This window comes from Nocardia sp. NBC_01329, assembly GCF_035956715.1.
In the GTDB taxonomy this organism is placed as follows: domain Bacteria; phylum Actinomycetota; class Actinomycetes; order Mycobacteriales; family Mycobacteriaceae; genus Nocardia.
Genome location: NZ_CP108381.1, coordinates 5,990,544 through 6,010,761, shown reverse-complemented (window position 1 = coordinate 6,010,761; position 20,218 = coordinate 5,990,544). Strand labels below are relative to the sequence as shown.

Sequence of the window (20,218 nt, the reverse complement as noted above, 5' to 3'; positions counted from 1 at the left end):
CAGCCTGGTCGACTGGGCCGAACGGCAATTCCACGAGATGGGACGGCCGCATCCGGCCCCGCTACGCGGGCAAGAACAAGGGCCGGTCGATCTCGGGGATCCAGCAGTCGCGCGCGATATCGCGGTTGTAGTTGTCACGAAAGTAGGCGACCAGGTCCGCGATACCCGGATGCGGATCGGTCCTGTCCCACAGCAACGCGTGCGGGTACGCCGGAGTCGGGTCTACGACGGGCACCCGGCGGATATGCGGATGCCACGGGGATTCGAAACCGTCGGCGCTGAAGGTCGCCAGCGTGTCCGAATCGGCGATGTGCTCGATCACCATCGCGATCGGGGCCGGTCCGCGGTCGCCGGCGATATCGGGGAACATGTCGGCTCGGCGACTGCTGTCGATCACGACTCCGCTGTACCGGCTCAGTTCGCGGTAGTAGTCGGTCCATTCCGATTCCACCGACGTCCCGGGCACCCACACCGTGACGCCGGCCAGTTCGCCGAGCGTCACCGCCGCCCGCCCGGCCAGCGGATGCCCCTTGCCGACCAGCAGATGCAACTGATCCAGATGGAACGGGATCGCAGTGATCCGCGCCGGGAGGGCGCGGGGCCCGCCGTGGGCGCGGGCGAAGGACGCGTCTACCCGCCCGGCGACCAGGGCGTCGCGAGAGGTGACGAACGCGTTGGTCAGCACGATCTCGGTATCGCGGTCGGGGTGGCGGCCGAGGTAGTACCGCATGGCCCGCATCTCGGTCGCCCGCTCGCCCAGGACCGCGACCCGCAATGGTCGCGGCTGCCGCACCACCGTGGCGACGGCCTCATCGGCGACGGCGAGCAGGGAACGCGCGTTCGGCAGGAACCGGGCGGCGGCCGCTGTCGGGGTGGCACCGGTGGGCACTCGATCGAACAAGTCGCGGCCGAGCTGCTTCTCCAGCCGCGCGATCCGCTTGGACACCGCCTGCTGGCTGATCCCGAGCAGTGCGGCTGCCGCGCTGAACTGGCCTTCGTCGGCGACGGCGACGAAGGCTCGCACCGTCGCCAGATCGAGCTCGCCCACTCCACCTCCTGATACATCCAACGGTTGTCTCCACCCTCGTGCCGATTGTTCGACTCAATACGTATGAGCTGGTCATATGTAGCCGAAATGACCTTATCGGTCCGGCCGGATGGACAACCGGACGGCCTGCGGACCGGTTCGACGGCACGGGGTTATCGATGACGAACACGTCTTTCGTGCATCTGCACAACCACACCGAGTACTCGATGCTCGACGGAATGGCTAAGGTGGGTCCGCTGTTCGCCGAAGCCGAACGGCTGGGGATGCCTGCCGTCGGGATGACCGATCACGGCAATATGTACGGCGCGGCGGAGTTCTTCCGCGAGTCACGGCGATCGCCGGTGAAACCGATCATCGGGATCGAGGCCTATATCGCGCCCGAGTCGCGGTTTTCCGGCAAGCGAGTGTTCTGGGGTGATCCCGGCCAGAAGTCCGACGATGTGTCGGGATCCGGTGCGTACCTGCATATGACGCTGTTCGCCGCGAACGCGATGGGTCTGCGCAATCTGTTCCGGCTGTCGTCGCGGGCATCCTTCGAAGGGCAGCTGGGGAAATGGCCCCGGATGGACGCCGAACTGATCGCCGAGCACGCCGAGGGAGTGCTGGCCACCACGGGTTGCCCGTCCGGTGAGGTCCAGACCCGGTTGCGACTCGGACATTTCGACGCCGCCTACGAGGCGGCGGGTCGCTGGCGTGACATCTTCGGCCCGGAGAACTTCTTCCTCGAGGTGATGGATCACGGTCTGACGATCGAACGCCGAGTCCGCGAGGATCTGCTCGCGATCGGCGCGAAGGCCGGGCTGACACCGCTGGCCACCAACGACTGCCACTACGTCCTACGGCAGCAGGCGGCGGCGCACGAGGCGATGCTGTGTGTGCAGACCGGTAAGACGCTGTCGGACCCGACGCGGTTCCGGTTCGACGGCGACGGTTTCCATCTCCGGTCCCCGGCGGAGATGCGGGCCCTGTGGGACGACGAAGTACCCGGAGCCTGCGATGCCACACTCGCGGTGGCCGAACGGATCGAACCCTATGACGAAATCTGGGAGTTCCGCGACCGGATGCCGGTATTCCCCGTCCCGGACGGGCATACCGAGGACAGTTGGCTGCGCCGCGAGGTGGACGCGGGCCTGTGCCGGCGCTTCCCGGGCGGCGTTGCGGACGGCTACCGACACCGTGCGGAGTACGAGCTGGACATCATCCGGGACAAGGGTTTTCCCGCCTATTTCCTGGTGGTCGGCGATCTGGTGGCGTATGCGCGCACGGCGGGTATCCGGGTCGGGCCCGGACGCGGTTCGGCGGCCGGGTCGCTGGTCGCCTACGCGCTGGCGATCACCAATATCGATCCCATCGAACACGGACTGCTGTTCGAACGCTTCCTCAACCCCGAACGTCCGTCGGCCCCCGATATCGATATCGATTTCGACGACCGCCGGCGCGGTGAGATGATCCGCTACGCCACCGAACGCTGGGGCGCGGACAAGGTCGCCCAGGTGATCACCTTCGGCACGATCAAGACCAAAGCGGCGATCAAGGACGCCGCCCGCGTGCAGTTCGGTCAGCCCGGCTTCGCGCTCGCCGACCGGATCACCAAGGCGCTGCCGCCCGCGATGGCCGCCAAGGATATTCCGGTATCGGGAATCACCGATCCCGCCCACGAACGCTACGGCGAAGCCGCGGAGGTGCGGGCCCTCATCGAGTCCGATCCGGATATGCGGCGGATCTACGACACCGCGGTCGGGCTCGAGGGGATGGTCCGCGGTGCCGGAGTGCACGCCTGCGCGGTGATCCTGTCCAGCGAACCGTTGCTCGATACCGTGCCGCTGTGGAAGCGGCCGCAGGACGGCGCGATCATCACCGGCTGGGACTATCCGTCGTGTGAGGCCGTGGGCCTGCTCAAAATGGATTTCCTGGGGCTGCGAACGCTGACCGTGATCGGCGACTGCCTCGACAATATCCGTGCCAACCGCGGGATCGAGATCGATCTGGACACGCTGGCCCTCGCCGACGAACCCACCTACGCCATGCTGGCGCGTGGCGACAATCTCGGAGTCTTCCAAATGGATTCGGCCGGTATGCGGGAACTGCTGCTGCGCATGGCACCCACCGAGTTCAACGATCTGGTGGCCTCCAACGCGCTGTATCGGCCCGGACCGATGGGCGTGGGGGCCCACTGGTCCTACGCCGATCGCAAGAACGGGCGGGAAGCGGTGACACCGATCCATGCCGAACTCGACGAACCACTACGCGAGATCCTCGCCGAGACCTACGCGCTGATCGTCTATCAGGAGCAGATCATGCAAATCGCCCAGCAGGTCGCCGGCTATTCCCTGGGCCAGGCCGACCTGCTGCGCCGCGCGATGGGGAAGAAGAAACCGGAAGTGCTGGCCATGGAGTTCGAGAACTTCCGGGACGGTATGCGCGGCAACGGCTACCGCGACGAGGCGGTGACCGCGCTCTGGGAGGCGGTGCTGCCCTTCGCCGGTTACGCGTACAACAAGTCCCATGCCGCCGGTTACAGCCTGGTGATGTACTGGACCGCCTACCTCAAGACCAACCATCCGGCCGAGTTCATGGCAGCCCTGCTCACCTCGGTCGGCGACGACAAGGACAAATCGGCGATCTATCTCGCCGATTGCCGGAAGCGCGGGATCCGAGTGCTGCCGCCCGATGTGAACCAGTCGGCGGCCACGTTCACCAGTGTCGGATCCGATATCCGCTTCGGGCTGGGGGCCGTCCGCAATGTCGGGGATCCGGTGGTGCGGGCAGTGATCCGGGCACGCGAGTCGGCCGGTGAGTTCACCGGCTTCTCCGACTATCTGGCCAAGGCCGACGGCGTGGCGTGTACCCGGAAGGTGGTCGAATCACTGATCAAGGCCGGGGCCTTCGAATCACTCGGTCACCCTCGCAAAGGTCTGTTCTCGATCCACGGCGAGGCGATCGATGCGGTGACGGTCACCAAGAAGGCCGCCGCGCGTGGACAGTTCGATCTTTTCTCCGGCGCCACCGCCGATCCCGATACGAACGCGTCCCTCTTCGATCTGCCCGTACCCGAAGAGGAATGGGACACCCGGGAACGATTGGGTTATGAACGGGAGATGCTCGGGCTCTACGTGTCCGGGCATCCGCTCGACGAGATCGCGACCGCGCTCGCCGCCACCGGCGACACTCCGATCGCCGCCCTGCTGGACGGCCGCGTACCGCACGGCCGCCGAGTGCGAGTGGCCGGAATCATCGCGGCGGTGGACCGCCGGGTCACCCGCAAAGGCGACCCCTGGGCGGTGACCCGCCTGGAAGATCTGGAGGCCGGTACCGAGATCCTCTTCTTCCCCGCCGCCTACGCCACGGCCGCCGGTTATCTCACCGAGGACGCCGTCGTGGTGGTCACCGCGACGGTCAGCATCCGCGACGGACGGCAGTCGCTGCTGGGTGATCAGGTGAGCACCCCGGACCTCACCGCGGGGGCCGCCGGTTGCCCCCTCACTCTCGCCCTCACCGTGGCGGCCTGCACCCCGCATACGGTCCGCGCCCTGCGCGAAACCCTGCAACGTCATCCGGGCCCCACCGATCTCCGGATCGAACTGATCGGAGCTCGCGGTCCCCGGCTGCTTGCCCTGGATCCCCGATTCCGGGTGACCGCCTCATCCGCGCTGATGGGCGAACTGAAAGCCCTGTTCGGTCCCTCCTGCCTGCGGTGACGGCTCGCATCTCGCCGTGCGCGATCGCGCCCTACAGGTCGAGATGCCGGTTCACCGCCATGGCGGCATCGGCCAGGTCGGGAAGTTCGAGTACGCGGACACCTCGCTCGCGCAACTTCTCCACCCCCACACAGTTCTCGACGAAGGTGGACGGCTCCCGCCACGCGATCACCACCATCGGGATCCCGGCGGCGAGCACCCGGTCGGTACACGGCAGCCGCGTCTTGGTCGCCCGCTCCGAACAGGGCTCCAGGGTGCTGTAGAGGGTGGCTTGCCGCAGCCGTGGATCGTCCGCACTCAGTTTGTCCAGCGCGGATTCCTCGGCGTGCACCTTCGGATCGGATTCCCGAGAGTAACCGGTGGCGATCTCGACACCGTCGGCGACGATCACCGCGCCCACCGAGAAAGCACCGGGTGCCTGCGGACTCCGCCGGGAGAGATCGATCGCCCGGTTCATCCAGTAGTGGTGATCGAGTGCGGGCACCGGGGCCTCCTGGAGGGCACTGTCGGGCGTAGCCCGTCCGCAGCCCGCGCACGGCCGGAGCGGAGGTACGCCTAGAGTCGATACCGCAACACTGCCACATCACCGAGCCGGTCGATATCGACCAGTCGCATCCGGTGGACGGAGCCACCCGGGAACCGGGCGGCGTGCAGAAAACGCGGTGCGGCCGGGTCGCCCACGAGAGCAGGCCCGATGGCGAGTCGGAGCTCGTCGGCCAGGGCACCGGCCAGGAAGGCGGTATGGATCCGGCCACCGCCCTCCACCATCAGCCGCCCGATACCCCGGGCACCGAGATCATCGAGCAACGGCCCGAATTCCAGGTCCGGGCCGAGTACCACGATCTCGGCCGGTTCGGACAGACGGTCACGTAACCGACGCGCACCGGCCTCGCTCGTGTACACGAGCGGTGCGTGTTCCGCGGTGCCGTAGCGCCAGAAACGCGCCTCGGGATCCAGATCGCCGCTCGCGGTGACCGTCACCTTCCGGGGGTACTCCGTCCGGCCCGCGGCGACCCGCTCCGCGCGACGCGACTCGTCCCGCACGATCAGCCGTGGATCGTCGCGCCGGACGGTCTCGGCCCCGACGAGGATGGCGTCCGACCAGGCCCGGACCCCGTCCACGCGGTCGAAATCGGCGTCGTTGGACAGCAGCAGACGTTCGGGCTCCGTATCGTCGATATAGCCGTCGACACTCATCGCGACCGACAGCAGTACATACGGGCGGCCCGCGCGCCGGGCTTCGTCGGCGACGAAATCCATCTCAGTCCCCGGATCCCAGCACCGCGCTGCGCGGAATTCCCAGCACCCGGGCATCCGCCGAGGCGGCTCCGCCGCGCCCCGCTCCCGGATCGCCCACCCCGCCCACCGGATTCGGGGAACCGCTCGGCTCCGGATTCTCCGGAGGGTATGGGGGGTTCAACAGCACCGCGCGCTCACCCGGGCCGCCCGGTTCGGCGTGCAACCAGACGAATTCCTCACCCAGGTCGACCGTGCGCGGCAGGGTCGCGACCAACTCCGCCGCTTCGGACGGTGTGCACTCATCGGTGTCCATCCGGGCGAAGGTGGCCCGCAGGCCGGGCCAGGCGTCCGCGAAACCGGCATGCAGTGGACGCTGATCCACCTCGTCCTCGGGAACCCAGGCCAGTTCCACGCTCTCCATGTTCGGGCGTACCGGCAGCGGTTTACCGGCATCGGCGATCACGGTGGTGTAGGTCCAGCCGCTCGGGGCGGCGGCGGTGAGCCGTTCGGCGCGCACCCGGATATCGGCGGCGTTGATCCCGGCCTCCTCGTCGGCTTCCCGGACCGCCGCGTGCACCGCCGTCTCGTCGCTGTCGCGCGCACCGCCCGGCAGCGCCCAGGTGCCGCCCTGATGGCTCCATAGGGCGCGATGCTGTAGCAACACCGCCGAACCACCGGTACCGAGCGGGGCGCGTAGCAGCAATCCAGCCGCACCGAACAGGCCCCAGTGCCGCACACCACCCGGGCTTATCGACCACCCGTCACCATCACCACGCATCTCGCACCACCCTCGTCGACCGTCGCCTCCATCCTGCCCCACCACACGGTGCGAATGAGGCGTTGTGGAGGTCCGGGGCGCGCGCGTGGACAATACCGAATACGCTCATAGGCGCGGTGTGAGTGATCTCGCGCGGCACCGGCGAAGCGATACAGCGCACACGGCGCCCAGAGTTGGAGGGTGGACATGACGCGGTTGGCGGTGGATCGGGTGGTACCCGAACCCGACCCGGCCCACCCGGAACCGGCGTCGGCCGCCGGGCGAGCGAGCATCGTCCGCCCCCGGTTCGCGCAGGCCTCGAAGTGGTTGAATCCGGCACGGTTACGCCTGTTCGCGCAATCGTCGCCAGGGCGGTTGCTCGGGGTGGGCCTGCTACTGGTCGTGCTGTGTGTGGGATCGGGGGCGATCACGGCGGGTGCTGTGCACGACCGCCAGCGCGATCTCGATATCCTGCTCGCCCACACCGAACCCGATGCGAACACGGCACATCGGCTCTACACCTCGCTCTCGGTCGCCGATGCGGCCGCCGCCACGGCGTTCATCTCCGGCGGCCTGGAACCCGAGCAGGTGCGCTCCCGCTACAGCCAGGCGCTGGGGGAAGCGGGAGCCGACCTGGTGACGCTGTCCGGTGACGACGCGCGGGACATCGAGCAACGGATGGGGATCGGGTCCGGCTTGCCCGTGTACTCGGGCCTGGTGGAGACCGCGCGCGCGAACAACCGCGAAGGTCATCCTGTCGGCGCGGCGTATCTGAGCGAGGCGTCGTCGCATATGCAGACGGTGCTGCTACCGGCGGCGGAACAGTTGTACGTGCGGCGCGCGGCCGGGGTGGACACCGCCCAGGACCGGCACGTGCGGCCACCGTGGTTCGCGATAATGCTGCTGGTGATCACCGTGATCGCGCTCTTCTGGGGGCAACGGCTGCTGGCTCGGCGCTGGCATCGGACCTTGAACCCGGGCCTGCTACTGGCTTCGGGTGCGCTGATGATCCTCATGTTGTGGACCGTGATCGCCGGATCGGTTTCGTCGGTGGCGATGTCCAGCGGGCGCGCCGACGGTACGGTGCCCGCCGCCCGTCTCACCGAGAGCCGGATCCTCGCACAGCGGGCGCGTTCGGCGGAGACCCTGAAACTGGTGCGCCGGGACGCCACCGGCGACTACGACCACGCCTTCGACGCCAACATCACCCGGCTCAACGAATTGCTCGCCGGTCATACCGACCGGGCCACCGTCGACGCGCGCACCGCCCTGCTGCACTGGCTGGCCGCACATCAGCGGATGAACGAGGCACTCAACCGCGGGGAATTCGCCCGCGCGGCCACAATCGCCACCGCGCCCGGCGCCGAGAACGCGACCGTCCATGTGGAATCCCTGGACAAGGCGCTGGGCAGCGGTATCACCGAGAACCGGGAAACACTTCGCAGCAATATTTTCCACAGCGCCCGGGTACTCGACTATCTGGCGCCGGGTGCGTTGATCCTCGGTATCGCCGCCGCGGCGTATATCGCCTTCGGCATCTGGCCAAGACTGCGGGAGTATCGATGAGGTTTGCGCGAAACCCGGCCCGACCGGCGGCCCCCCGGCGGCGGGCGTGGCGATCGTGGCGGCTGCTGGCCGGGGTGGCGTGTACCGCGCTACTCCTTACCGGTTGCGCCACCGGCCCGGGCCCGCACAGCGAGCTCCCGCACAGCGACTACGCCTCGCCACCGTTACCCGCGCAGGCGACGGCGATGGAGGCCGACGGTCCGCTACCCCTCCCCCGCGAGCCCGCCGACTGTGGTGACCCGACCGCAGGTCTGCGCCCCACCGGCCCGGGCGCGAGGGGTCCGGCCCTGGACCGGATCCGGGCCCGCGGCCGGCTGGTGGTCGGCTTGGACACCGGCAGCAACCTGTTCAGTTTCCGGGATCCGGAGAGCGGTGTGATCGTCGGTTTCGACGCCGATATCGCCCGCGAGGTGGCCCGGGACCTGTTCGGCGACCCCGAGCGGATCGAGTATCGCAGCCTGAGTTCCGAGGACCGCGAAGCGGCGCTGATCGAGCACCGGGTGGATATGGTGGTCAAGACCATGACCATCACCTGCACGCGACTGGAACGGATCGCCTTCTCCACCGTGTATCTGAAGGCAAATCAGCGAGTACTGGCGATGCAGGACTCCGGGATCCGGAGTCTGAAGGATCTGGCGAACAAACGGGTGTGCACGATCCGCAACACCACCTCGCTGGAACGTATCAGCCAGATCCAGCCGGACGCTTCCGTTCTCACCGTGCCCACCTGGGCCGACTGTCTGGTGGTACTGCAGCAACGGCAGGTCGACGCGGTGAGCACCGACGACACGATCCTGGCCGGTATCGCCGAACAGGACCCCTACACCGAACTGGTGGGCCCGAGTATCAGCGAGGAACCGTACGGGATCGGCATCCCCAAGGGGGACGAGGATCTGGTGCGGTTCGTCAACGGCACCCTCGACCGTATCCGCGCGGACGGTACCTGGAACCGCCTCTACAACCAGTGGCTGTCGGCCCTCGGCCCCTCCCCCGGACCCCCGCCGCCGGCCTATCGGGACTGATCGCCTTGGCGACGGACGAGACTCCGAGTGCGGCCACCCAGCTCGGGGCCGGGCGGGCCAGAAACGAACGAGAGTCGCACGGGGGCGAGGCGACCCCGGACACCGGATCGACCCACACCCCGGAGACAGCCGCGGTCGCAGGTACCGCTGTCGCCGGGACAACGGCGGCAGTCTCGAATACCGCCCCCGCTCCGGAAACAGCAGCCGTCGCGGGTACCGCCGCGTACCCGGGCAGGACGGCGGACGCGGCGTCCTCGGGTACCGGTACGGGAGCGAGCAGAGGCTCGGCCGCGGATTCCGGGCGCGGTAGCGGGTCTCAACTGCGCACCGGCCGCAGCTCTCGCACCGTACGCTCTCGGCCCACAGTGCGCACCCTCGTCGCGGGGTTGGTCGAGATCCCACCCGTCGAAGCGGCCGACCCGGTCGCCGCCGTACTGGCCGACCCGGCCGTCGCGGAGGGCAAGCGGTTCTGCTGGCGCTGCGGTAAACCTGTGGGCCGGGCGAGCGCGAGCCGCCCGGCCACCACACGGGGGATCTGCCCGAATTGCGATGCCGCCTACGATTTCCGCCCGACCCTGGACCCCGGCGATATGGTGGCCGCGCAGTACGAGGTCCAGGGTTGTCTCGCGCACGGCGGGCTGGGCTGGATCTATCTCGCCGTCGACCGCAATGTCAGCGACCGCTGGGTAGTGCTCAAGGGGCTGCTGCATGCCGACGATATCGAGGCGCAGGCGGTGGCCGTCGCGGAACGAGAGTTCCTGGCCGAGGTCGCGCATCCCGGCATCGTGAAGATCCACAATTTCGTCGAGCATCTCCCACCCGGCGGGGAACCGATCGGGTTCATCGTGATGGAGTACGTGGGCGGCCGTTCCCTGCGCGGCATGCTCGACGATCACGTCCGTCCCGAACGGATCCCGGTGGCGCAGGCCATCGCCTACATCTTGGAAGTACTGCCCGCGCTGGACTATCTGCACGCGACCGGCCTCACCTACAACGACCTCAAACCCGACAACATCATGGTGACCGAGGATCAGGTCAAACTGCTCGATCTGGGTGCGGTCGCGCCGATCGAGGCCTACGGGAACCTGTACGGAACACGCGGTTTCCAAGCGCCGGAAATCGCCCGGACCGGGCCTACGATCGCGTCCGATATCTATACGGTCGGCCGCACGCTCGCCGTGCTCACCCTGAACATGCCCACCGAGCACGGCGCCTATCGAGACGGTCTGCCCACACCGGAGGACGAGCCGATCCTGGCTCGCTACGAATCGTTCCATCGGCTGCTGCTGTGCGCCACCGATACCGACGCGAACCGCCGGTTCCCCTCGGCCGGCGCCATGGCCGACCAGCTGTCCGGGGTGTTACGGGAGATCCTGGCACTCGATACCGGTGTGGAGCGGCCGCACCGGTCCACGGTTTTCGGCAAACAGCGCAGCGCGTTCGGCGCACAGGAGCTGATCGGTCAGACGGACGCCTTCGCCGACGGCCTCGCACGTGACACTCGGCTATCGGCCACCGATATCGCCGCCGCGCTGCCGATCCCGATGCTGCCCCGCACCGATCCGGCCGCCGCCCGGCTGACCGACACCTTGCAATCTGATCCCGACCAGGCACTGGCCGCGCTGCACGAGGCACGCGAGCAACTCGTCGAGGATCCTGTGGCGGCGCCGGAGAATCTGGAACGCGAACTGCGCCTGGCCGAAGCTCGGATTCTGCTGGACACCGATCGTGTCGCCGAGGCCACCGAGCTGCTCGACGCGATACCGCGGACCGCCCGCCGGGATTGGCGTATCGACTGGTATACCGGTTTGGCCGGGTTACGCGAGAAGGACTACGAGAAGGCTTATTCCGCGTTCGATGCCGTGCTCCGGGTGCTACCGGGCGAACTGGCACCGAAGCTGGCGCTGGCCGCCACCGCCGAACTCGTACTCCAGCACTGGGAACCCGACGAGACTCGCGCCTGGCGCGACTACGCCGAGAATTTCTACGCCACCGCTTGGCGCACCGATCACGGCCTGGTGAGCGCGGCGTTCGGTTCGGCGCGCCTGCTCACCGCGGCCGGACGCCACCCGGAAGCCATCGCCGCGCTGGACGAGGTGCCCGGCTCCTCCCGCTACTTCACCACTGCCCGAATGACCGTAGTACTGCTGCTGCTCACCAGCGCGCCCGTGGCCGCACTGCGGGAGAACACAGTGCGTGAGGCGGCGGCCCGAGTGGAAGCGCTGCCTCCGGATGAACGCCGGGCCGTACAGCTGCGGGTCATGGTGCTGGGCACCGCGCTGGCCTGGCTGCAGGCCGGTAACACCCCGGAGCGGCCGCGACCGCCGATCATGGGAGTCGCGTTCACCGAGCACGCGTTGCGCGACAGCGCCGAGTCGGGATTGCGCACCCTCGCCCGCCTGGCTCCCGGCCGACGCCACCGCTATGCGCTGGTCGATCTGGCCAATTACATCCGGCCGACCACGTGGTTCTGATCCGACGCGCTCGGGCGTTCTCGGACAACGTGTTCCGGCCGGATTCCGGCGGCCCGCAGTACCCATATTCCCGGTTCGAACGGCGGATGTCTCCGGACCGGCGACGGTCGTAGCCTTCGGCGTGAAGCCGCGACCGAACCATCAGCGAAAGCAGTTCGAATGAATGACCTGGTCAACACCGCTCGCGTCGTATCCGCAGCCGATATCCAGGAGACCGTGGGCCCGCACAACCAGTTCCTGGTTCCCTGCGTCACCGCCGAGACCTGCGGCACCGAAGCGATCTCCGCGGGCCTGGTGAACATGCCGCCGGGAAAGGTCGCGCGGGCACACTATCACGCGCACTCCGAGACGATCGTGGTATGCACCCGGGGCAACGCCGCGACACTGATCGGCCCGGACCTGGTACCGCACGTGCACGGCCCCGGTGAATTCCTCTATATCCCGGCCGGTGTCGTGCACGTCGCCGTGAATCTGAGCGCCGCCGACGATCTGGTCGCCCTCGATATCCGCACCGACCCGAAGTTCAGCGAAGACCTCGTCCTGACACCGGAGTTCGACGAGGCCGCCGGCGAGATCGGGGCGCGGTTGCAGCGGGAACGCGCCGCAGCGTGAGGGGCCGAGTTCCCCATGAAGCCGGGAAGGATCCAGCATGACCGCGATCCTGCGGGCGCGGCGGCGCCCGGTCGTGCGCAGTGGGCCGATCGATGAGGCGTTCGCGGTGCTGGCCCGGCGTCCGGAAGTGATCCCATTCGCGGTCGGCGCCCCCGACCCCGGACTCCTTCCGGTCGATACCGTCGCGGCGCTGGCGGCCGAGGTATTGGCCGAGTACGGGAGCACCGCGCTGCAATACGGCGTCACCAGGGGGTTCCCGCCGCTGCTGGAGCAGGCCCGGGTCCTGTTGTCCGGTCGCGGTATCGACTGCCCGGCGGATCGGCTGCACATCGCGACGGGTGGTTCCGGGGCACTGCACAATCTGTGTATGGCATTGCTGGAGCCCGGCGCGGTGGTGCTGGTGGAAGCGCCGACCTACGGTCCGGCGGTCAAGGTTTTCCACAGCCACGGCGCCCGGGTGCGCGAGGTCGGATCCGATGCCGAAGGGATGCTGCCGGCGGCATTGGATAAAGCACTGGCCGATCTGGATGTGGCGTTCGTCTATCTGCTGCCGACGTTCCAGAATCCGACCGGGCGCACCATGTCCGGGGGCCGGCGGGCCGCGATCGCCGATATCGTCGAGCGTCGGGGCGCCCTCGTCGTCGAAGACGATGTGTACTCCGACCTGCGATACCGTGGGACCTCAGTACCCGCCTTCTGGTCGTTCGCGCCGGACCACACTGTCTACATCACCTCGCTGTCCAAGACACTGGCTCCGGCCCTGCGGATCGGAATCGAGGTCCTACCCACCGAACTCGTCGACTCGGTGCTCGCTCTCAAACAGGGGATCGATATGCAGACCTCGGCGTTCGCCCAGGCGATAGCGGCGCGGTTCCTGGCCGGGGCCGCGGCAGCGGACCATCTCGATCTGCTGAAAGAATCGTATGCGGCGAAACTGGAGACGATGACTGCTGCGCTGGCCCGGCATTTCCCGGGCGAATATCACTGGACCGAACCGGAAGGCGGAATGTTCCTCTGGCTGGAGGGCCCGCCCGGCCTGGACACCGATGCCCTATTGGCGCCGGCGCTCGAATCCGGAGTGGCGTTCCTGCCCGGCTCCGCGTTCTTCGCCCAGGAGGCACCGAGTTCGGCGATGCGACTCAGTTTCGCCGGCGCACCGGTCGATCGGATCGATCACGGCATCGAACTGCTGGCCCGGGTGTGCGGAGCGTGAAAGGCCGCGGTATCACCGGAGTGTGGGAGGTGGTCGTGGAGGGCGCACCTTTCGAATACCACGTCATGACCTTCCACGCCGACGGCACCATGCTGCAGTCGAACCCCGATTCCGGGAACCGGATGTCCAGCGACAGCAACGGTATGGGTACCTGGCGCGCCGACGGGTCCCGAGTGCGCGGGGCATTCGTCGAGTTCACCGTGGATCGGCAGGATCCGGATTCGGTGAGCCGGGGAATCGTCCGATTCGATGTGGAGGTGGGCCTCGACACGTTCACCGGGTCGGCCAGCGCGACCTTCTACGACCTGTCCGGCGTAGCGCGCGGCGCTCCGGCACCGGCTCGGCTACGGGGCCGCCGGTTCGACGCGTTCGCGCTGATCCCCGAACCGTAGCAATCCGCTCTCTCCCGGTGCGCCCGGTGGAGAGCCGGTACCGGCCCGGCCCTCCGTCCGGTGTTCAGTCCGTCCAGATCGTGTCGATCGGGGTCGCCTCGTTCGGCGGCGGGGTGGGCACACCGTTCGGGGTACGGGAGAAGCGGGGCGCCGGCGCGTGCTGGGTGACGTTGTCCAGTTCGATGAGCGAACCGCGGGCGGCGATATGTTCGTTCGCGCTCGCCTCGTCGAAGGTGAGCACCGGGCTCACGCAGGCGTCGGTGCCGGTGAAGATCGCGGCCCATTCGTCGCGGGTCTTGCTCCGGAACTTCTCGGTGAAAAGCTTCTTCAGCGTGTCCTGTCCGGCCGGGTCCATCTGGAAGGGCAGCCCCTCGGGGTCGATCTCCAGACCGGCCAGCAGCTGGGCGTAGAACTGCGGTTCGATGGCGCCTACGGCCATGTATTTGCCGTCGGAGGTCTCGTAGGTGTCGTAGAACGACATACCGGTGTCGAGCAGGTTCGTACCGCGTTCCGACGACCAGGCGCCGGTACCGCGGAAGGCCCAGATCATATTCGACAGCGCGAGTGTGCCGTCGACCATCGCGGCATCGATGACCTGGCCCTTACCGGAGTTCTGGCGTTCCACCAGGGCGGCCAGGACACCGAAGACCAGGAACATGGAACCGCCGCCGAAATCACCGACCATGTTCAGCGGGGGCACCGGCCGTTCGCCCTTGCGGCCGATGGCGTGCAGGACACCGGTGAGACTGATGTAGTTGATGTCGTGCCCGGCGCGGTCGGACAGCGGACCCTCCTGCCCCCAACCGGTCATCCGCCCGTAGACCAGGCGCGGGTTACGGCCGAGCAGGTCGTCGGGTCCGAGTCCCATCCGCTCGGTGACGCCGGGCCGGAATCCTTCGATGAAGACATCGGCCTTCTCCACCAGGGCGAGCACCTTCGCGATATCCGCCGGGTCCTTGAGGTTCGCCTCCACGATCGTGCGGCCGCGCAGCTGTGGACGGTCGGCTCCGCCGGGCAGTTGCCCGGCCCGCTGAATCCGGACCACGTCGGCGCCGAGATCGGCCAGCAGCAGCGCGGCGTGCGGACCCGGGCCGATCCCGGCCAGTTCGATCACGCGAATGCCCGCGAGCGGGCCCCGCTCGGTGGCGGTGGATGGTGTGCTCACGCCCTACCTCGGTTCGTCGTCGATCCAGTTTCTGCCCCGCGGGACATATTGACAGTATGACAACAGGGCCGTCGGAGTCACGGGGTCGGTGCCGTCCGGCTCGAACCTATCCGCTGTCGGTGGGCGCGAGCAGACTGTGGATATGCCGGACAGCACGGTCGCGCCATTGGACGCGACGGATTTCGACACCGCCATCGGTCGCTGCGCCATCGCCTGGCGGGCGGGCGCCGTAGCCCGCTTCCAGCTACCCGGCCACGATCCCGGCACCACCCGGCTCATCGGCGACGACGCCCGCCCGATCCCGGTACCGGCCGACGGCCCGCGCGCCGAGACGATCGCCCGGATCCGTGCCCACCTCGACGGCGATCTCGACGACCTCCGCTGGATACCCCTGGACCTCGCCGGGCTTCCGGAATTCCACCGGGCGGTGTACTCCGTCACCCGGGCCATCGACCCGGGCCACACTCTCAGCTACGGAGAGATCGCCCGGTGCTGTGGCGCGGTAGGTGCGGCACAGGCGGTAGGACAGGCGCTGGGCAGCAATCCGATCCCCCTCATCGTGCCCTGCCACCGTGTCCTGGCCGCCGACCACTCGCTGCACGGTTTCTCGGCGCCGGGCGGTGTCGATACGAAATCGAAGCTGCTGGCGATCGAGCGCACCCCGGGCTTCGGCGAACCGACCCTGTTCTGATCGAGCCGCACGCCCGGCCCGGGCACGCGACACCGCGTGATGTGCCGGTCCCTCGACGTCGCCCCCTGCTACGGCTGGATCGACAGCCGCCGCGACCTCGACGCCGGCCACTATCTCCAGCGCTACTCACCCCGCCGCCCGAAGAGCCTGTGGTCGCAGATCAACCTGGGCGAGGCCGAGGTCCTGATCGCCACCGGACGGATGCGCAAGCCGGGCTACGCGGCCATTGCTTCGGCCGAGGCGGACGGTCGAGGGCCAGAACACCGCGAACTCACCGAGGTCAGCGGTGGGCGATTCACCTGCTGTGGCGAGGGCTGCCCGGTGGCCGCGGTCGGCCCGTGGCCGTGACCTGGCGTAGACCGTGCCACCGGTGCGCGATCCGGATGGCGCTGCACGCGCCCGCCGATAGCGCTCCCAGCAGTACCAGTCCCAGTAGATACGGGCCGAAATCGTACGGCGGGCGCTGGGCGGCGGCATCGGCACGAGGCTGCGGCTGCGCTCCGGCGCCGACCGCGACGTTGCGGATTTCCGGCTGGACCACGGGCGGAGGCGGCTGCTGCGGTACCGGCAATCGAGGCGCGGGCTGTTGGGGTCCGGGCGGCCGGGGGGCCGGCGCGCCGCCGGATTCATCAAGGGCCGGCCCGGCGGGAGCCGCTCGGCCCGGGGCGGGTTCGGGTATGCGGTTGGTGGCGAGATCCTCGGCGACGGCGGCGAACCACTGCAACACCAGGTCGGTGGCCGGGCGACCGTCAGCGGTGTAGCCGGCGTGAAAGTAGTCACCGTGTTTGCGGACGGTATCGGCGTACCGCAGCCACAGCACGGGGTCGAGGAGTTCGGCGTTCTCGGCACTCAATTGACCGAGTGCGTCGAATGTTTTGGTGACCAGGTTGAACACGGTGCGCCGCGGCAGCGGGCGGCGCACGGCGTCGATGAGGGCGGTGGTCGCGCGGTCGAGGCCGCTCAGCGGGTCCGGGGCGGTGGCGACGGCGGCGACCTCGGCGGGTTCGAGGGCGATACCGATGATCGCCAGCAGGGTGTTGAGCGCGCTGGTACCCAGCTTCAACAGTGCTTCGCGGGCCTGCGGTTCGCTGACCGAACGCGGGTCGGCCGCTTCGGCCAGCCGGACACCGAGCGGCTTCTCCGGTGTCAACCGCAGTGTGCCCAGGGAGTATCCGCGCAGATCATGAGTGACGACTGCGGTCGCGGTCCGCCCCAGAGTCGCCGAGAAGCCGTCGGCAATCGACGACAGCGCGGTCACCGGGTCCGAAGGGATGAGCTCGGCCTGGCCGAGAATATTGACCACCATATGCAGGAGCGGCGCATCGGTGGGGGCGTCACAGGCAAGGTCACCGGGCAGGCACATCGAGGCCACGCGGCCGGTGAGTTCCCCGAAGTCCGGGGCGATATCGCGCAACGGGCCGATACCGCCGCCCGGCGCGGGATGCTGTGGAAATTCCTGCAACGCACCCAGTTCCGCACCTGTCGTGCCTGGTGCCGGCTCCGGGCGCGCGGTATCGGGCAGCCCGGGGAACACCCCGGCCCCGGGCGCGCGGGTGGGGTCGGCCAGCAGCGCCACCGCCGCGATCCGGTCGGCGGATATCACACTCTGTCCGGTACCGACCTCACGGGCGAACATCGAGACAACGTGCGCGCCCTGCGAGTAGCCGATCAATCCCAGCTGCGAGCGCGGGCAGTGATCGGTCACCTCGGCAGCCATATCTCGCAGTCGCCCGAGCCCTTCTTCGGCCGAGACCGAATACGGCGCCGACGTCGCCCCGGGAAGCGCACCGCCGAAACCGGCCAGATAAGGGACGTAGGCGCGGCCCACAGTGGGTCCGCTCAACATCTCGGTCAATGGACCGAGCACCAGGGAAAGCAGACCCGCGTCCGCCGCGACCGGTGAATTCGGCGTCGACTGCCCGGTCCCCTGCACACCGAGAACGAAAAGGCCGGGGCAGCCCCCGGCCTCCGCCAGCGCGACCTCGACCCCGTCCTGTGCCCTGGCGATCGAAGGTGGCCCGAACGTCAAGGTCGCGACCGCTGCTGTCACCGCGCCGATGACAACGGATACCACTCGTGGGAGCACCGCGCGGGCGCAGCTCATCCAGACCTCCGGATCAATCAGAACGCAGACGGCGCCGAGCGGCGGTCGACCTCGGGCAGGCTCGCTAGGGAACGAGCAACCCGACCACGAGATCCAGTACAGTGCCGACAAGCTGTCCGACAACACTCAGAAGCAACGGAACTCCTCACCGCGAAGCGAATGCGCCGACAAGAATCGGCCGTACCCAGCACAAAAGAGTTGCTACGTCGGAATGCCCGCCCCGGCCCTCACCACTCGGCGATCGGCCGAAGCGGGCAACCCACATAGAATTCGCCCGAACGGAAGCGCTCGTCAGATGCAGTTTTCACGAGCACAACCGGCGGCGAGACGACCTACTCAGAACAGCACGCCGCCGAGACCGCCGACAACACCGGCGAGGTTCGTGACGACGCTACCGACGAGATCCAGCAGACCACCGAGCAGTCCCATTTCAATCCTCGTTTCTCTGATTTCGTTGCCGCCCGAGCGGTCGCCCGGACTTCTACGGTTGCGCTCTCACCCAAGCCCCCGACAGCCGACAGAGCGATCGACCGTACCGCTTGAACAGCAGTTATGGCTTGAAGCTATGAGACATACCATCTTGTATTCGGCACCACCGGGCAGCTGGATCGGCCGGATGTGTAACGAATTTCGCGCTACGAGCGATGCGTTCGACTCATCTCCGGTAATCCGGCGCCGAAGAGGTTGCCGCCCAACGCTTCCACCCGGAGAGCACGAACTCGCGATCGAACTGGCCCCGAGATCACCGATCCGGTTCGTGCTCCCGGCGCCGCACGCCCCGGCGGCAGGGCCGGATCCGGGCTAGTTTGGTGCGGTGAGCGTATGGGGAGAAATCGTTGTCGGCCTGGTGATTCTGGTCGGGCTGGTCGGTATCGTGGTGCCGATCCTGCCGGGGGTGATCTTGATCTTCGGGGCGATCGCCGTCTGGGCGTTCGTCACCGGCGGTACGACAGCATGGGCCGTCCTGGCGATCAGTACCGTCCTGCTGGTCATCTCGGGGGTCGTGAAATACACCTGGCCGGGGCAGAAGTTGAAGGAAGCCGGCGTACCGAACCGGACACTGCTGCTCGGCGGCCTCGTCGGGATCGCCGGATTCTTCGTGATACCCGTCGTCGGCCTGTTCGTGGGTTTCGTGGTGGGCGTCTACCTTTCGGAATTGCAGCGCCTCCCCGACAACCGGCAGGCATGGGTGTCGAGCAAACATGCGATCAAAGGTGTCGGGCTCTCGATCCTGGTGGAACTATTGGGCGCGCTGCTGGCGAGCGGGGTCTGGGTGATCGGCGCGATCGCGGCGTGATCACCTCGAACCGCCGGATCAGCCCGGGCCCGGCCGCTGCTGAATGATCGGTAGCGGGCGAGTAGTTCCGTCGTGGGCCGCGGGCCGGCCGTCGCGCGGCGGAACGAACAGCGGCAGCGTCGGCGTCGGATCCTCGGCGGTTCGATCGATCGCGGGCAAGCCGTAGAACGCGCGGGCATTGTCTTCCAACACCGCGTTCATATCGGTGCCGACCACATCGCAGATCAGCTCCACATCCGATTCCCGGAACGGCCGACCCGCACGCGTGCCCGGCAGATCGCTGCCGAACATCAGCGCCGCCGGATTGACCGCGTGGATCCGGCGCAGCGCCGTAGCGACATTCATATCGACCCTGCCGAAACCGGTCGCCTTCACCCGCGCACCGCGGTCGACCAGATTCAGCAGATACGACATACCCTCCTCGGACATTCCGAGGTGGTCGACGGAGACCTTCGGCAGTTTCAGGATCACCGGTTGCAGTGAGGCCAGCATCTGGCCGTCCACATAGATCTCCACATGCCAACCGGCCAGTTCATGGGCGCGCAACGCCTGGCGGGTCATACTCGCGATATCGGCTGCCGCGCGTTTGAGGTTGAACCGGACCGCACGCACTCCGGCCTCGTGCAGATCGAAGATCTCGGCGTCGGTGGCGTCGAGATCCAGCCGGGTCACCCCGACCCAACCGGGGCCGAGTTCGGCGAGGGCGGCCCGCAGATAGCTCTGATCGTTCCCCTGGAACGAAGCGCTCACCACCGCGCCACCGGAAGGCCGGAACCGGGTCATCCGCCGCCGATAGTCGGCGACGGTATAGGGCTCCGGTAGGTAGCCTTCGTTCTCGGTCAGCGGAAACCGCGGATCGATGATGTGCACATGGGCGTCGAACACTGCTACAGCATGCCTGAGATGTCGGGGCATTCGCTCCTCCCAACCATGGACCGGG

17 protein-coding genes are annotated in these 20,218 nt (G+C 68.0%); 10 read left to right on the top strand and 7 right to left on the bottom strand.

Annotation, left to right across the window (positions count from 1 at the left end; genetic code table 11):
• Window positions 1-61: 61 nt before the first annotated feature.
• Window positions 62-1,048 carry a LysR family transcriptional regulator gene (locus OG405_RS27265; RefSeq protein WP_327149262.1) on the bottom strand — a complete coding sequence of 329 codons (987 nt, stop codon included), beginning with the start codon at window positions 1,046-1,048 and terminating at the stop codon, window positions 62-64.
• Window positions 1,049-1,206: 158 nt separating this feature from the next.
• On the opposite strand from OG405_RS27265, the gene dnaE reads away from it, so the two are divergent.
• Window positions 1,207-4,746 carry a DNA polymerase III subunit alpha gene (dnaE, locus tag OG405_RS27260; protein ID WP_327149261.1) on the top strand — a complete coding sequence of 1,180 codons (3,540 nt, stop codon included), beginning with the start codon at window positions 1,207-1,209 and terminating at the stop codon, window positions 4,744-4,746.
• 31 nt (window positions 4,747-4,777) lie between these two features.
• On the opposite strand, the gene OG405_RS27255 is transcribed toward dnaE, so the two are convergent.
• From OG405_RS27255 to OG405_RS27245, 3 genes are all read right to left on the bottom strand, one after another.
• Window positions 4,778-5,230 carry a deaminase gene (locus OG405_RS27255; protein WP_327149260.1) on the bottom strand — a complete coding sequence of 151 codons (453 nt, stop codon included), beginning with the start codon at window positions 5,228-5,230 and terminating at the stop codon, window positions 4,778-4,780.
• Window positions 5,231-5,301: 71 nt separating this feature from the next.
• Entirely contained in the window at window positions 5,302-6,006 is a 705-nt protein-coding gene (locus OG405_RS27250) for a RibD family protein (RefSeq protein WP_327149259.1), read from the bottom strand.
• A 1-nt stretch (window position 6,007) separates the two neighbouring features.
• Complete coding sequence (locus OG405_RS27245; protein ID WP_327149258.1) at window positions 6,008-6,763, bottom strand: NUDIX hydrolase; 756 nt, start codon at window positions 6,761-6,763, stop codon at window positions 6,008-6,010.
• A 186-nt stretch (window positions 6,764-6,949) separates the two neighbouring features.
• On the opposite strand from OG405_RS27245, the gene OG405_RS27240 reads away from it, so the two are divergent.
• The 6 genes from OG405_RS27240 (at window position 6,950) to OG405_RS27215 (ending at window position 14,021) form a co-directional block, all read left to right on the top strand.
• Window positions 6,950-8,308 carry a hypothetical protein gene (locus OG405_RS27240; protein WP_327149257.1) on the top strand — a complete coding sequence of 453 codons (1,359 nt, stop codon included), beginning with the start codon at window positions 6,950-6,952 and terminating at the stop codon, window positions 8,306-8,308.
• Window positions 8,305-9,330 carry a glutamate ABC transporter substrate-binding protein gene (locus OG405_RS27235; protein ID WP_327149256.1) on the top strand — a complete coding sequence of 342 codons (1,026 nt, stop codon included), beginning with the start codon at window positions 8,305-8,307 and terminating at the stop codon, window positions 9,328-9,330. The genes OG405_RS27240 and OG405_RS27235 overlap by 4 nt, the downstream gene beginning before the upstream one ends.
• Before the next feature lie 365 nt (window positions 9,331-9,695).
• The gene (locus OG405_RS27230; RefSeq protein WP_327149255.1) at window positions 9,696-11,804 is read left to right on the top strand and encodes a serine/threonine-protein kinase; all 2,109 of its coding nucleotides are present in this window, start codon (window positions 9,696-9,698) and stop codon (window positions 11,802-11,804) included.
• A gap of 159 nt (window positions 11,805-11,963) precedes the next feature.
• Window positions 11,964-12,416 carry a cupin domain-containing protein gene (locus OG405_RS27225; RefSeq protein ID WP_327149254.1) on the top strand — a complete coding sequence of 151 codons (453 nt, stop codon included), beginning with the start codon at window positions 11,964-11,966 and terminating at the stop codon, window positions 12,414-12,416.
• A 37-nt stretch (window positions 12,417-12,453) separates the two neighbouring features.
• Window positions 12,454-13,629, top strand: coding sequence for an aminotransferase-like domain-containing protein (locus tag OG405_RS27220; protein WP_327149253.1), 1,176 nt, complete (start codon window positions 12,454-12,456; stop codon window positions 13,627-13,629).
• Window positions 13,626-14,021: a hypothetical protein gene (locus OG405_RS27215; RefSeq protein ID WP_327149252.1), complete on the top strand. Its 396-nt coding sequence runs from the start codon at window positions 13,626-13,628 to the stop codon at window positions 14,019-14,021. The genes OG405_RS27220 and OG405_RS27215 overlap by 4 nt, the downstream gene beginning before the upstream one ends.
• 64 nt (window positions 14,022-14,085) lie before the next feature.
• On the opposite strand, the gene OG405_RS27210 is transcribed toward OG405_RS27215, so the two are convergent.
• Window positions 14,086-15,186, bottom strand: coding sequence for a CaiB/BaiF CoA transferase family protein (locus tag OG405_RS27210; RefSeq protein WP_327149251.1), 1,101 nt, complete (start codon window positions 15,184-15,186; stop codon window positions 14,086-14,088).
• Window positions 15,187-15,328: 142 nt separating this feature from the next.
• Here OG405_RS27210 and OG405_RS27205 point away from each other — a divergent pair, with 142 nt between their 5' ends.
• Both OG405_RS27205 and OG405_RS27200 read left to right on the top strand, forming a co-directional pair.
• Window positions 15,329-15,877 carry a methylated-DNA--[protein]-cysteine S-methyltransferase gene (locus tag OG405_RS27205; protein WP_327149250.1) on the top strand — a complete coding sequence of 183 codons (549 nt, stop codon included), beginning with the start codon at window positions 15,329-15,331 and terminating at the stop codon, window positions 15,875-15,877.
• A gap of 36 nt (window positions 15,878-15,913) precedes the next feature.
• A complete protein-coding gene (locus OG405_RS27200) occupies window positions 15,914-16,225 on the top strand; it encodes a YdeI/OmpD-associated family protein (protein ID WP_327149249.1) in 312 nt (103 codons plus the stop codon).
• On the opposite strand, the gene OG405_RS27195 is transcribed toward OG405_RS27200, so the two are convergent.
• Entirely contained in the window at window positions 16,173-17,981 is a 1,809-nt protein-coding gene (locus OG405_RS27195) for a cutinase family protein (protein WP_327149248.1), read from the bottom strand. The two genes, OG405_RS27200 and OG405_RS27195, sit on opposite strands and share 53 nt — an antisense overlap.
• An 814-nt stretch (window positions 17,982-18,795) precedes the next feature.
• Here OG405_RS27195 and OG405_RS27190 point away from each other — a divergent pair.
• A complete protein-coding gene (locus tag OG405_RS27190; RefSeq protein ID WP_327149247.1) occupies window positions 18,796-19,278 on the top strand; it encodes a DUF456 domain-containing protein in 483 nt (160 codons plus the stop codon).
• Between the two features lie 18 nt (window positions 19,279-19,296).
• Here the strand turns inward: OG405_RS27190 and OG405_RS27185 are convergent, their stop codons facing one another.
• Window positions 19,297-20,163, bottom strand: a complete 867-nt coding sequence (locus OG405_RS27185; RefSeq protein ID WP_327149246.1) for an amidohydrolase family protein — start codon at window positions 20,161-20,163, stop codon at window positions 19,297-19,299.
• Window positions 20,164-20,218: the final 55 nt, after the last annotated feature.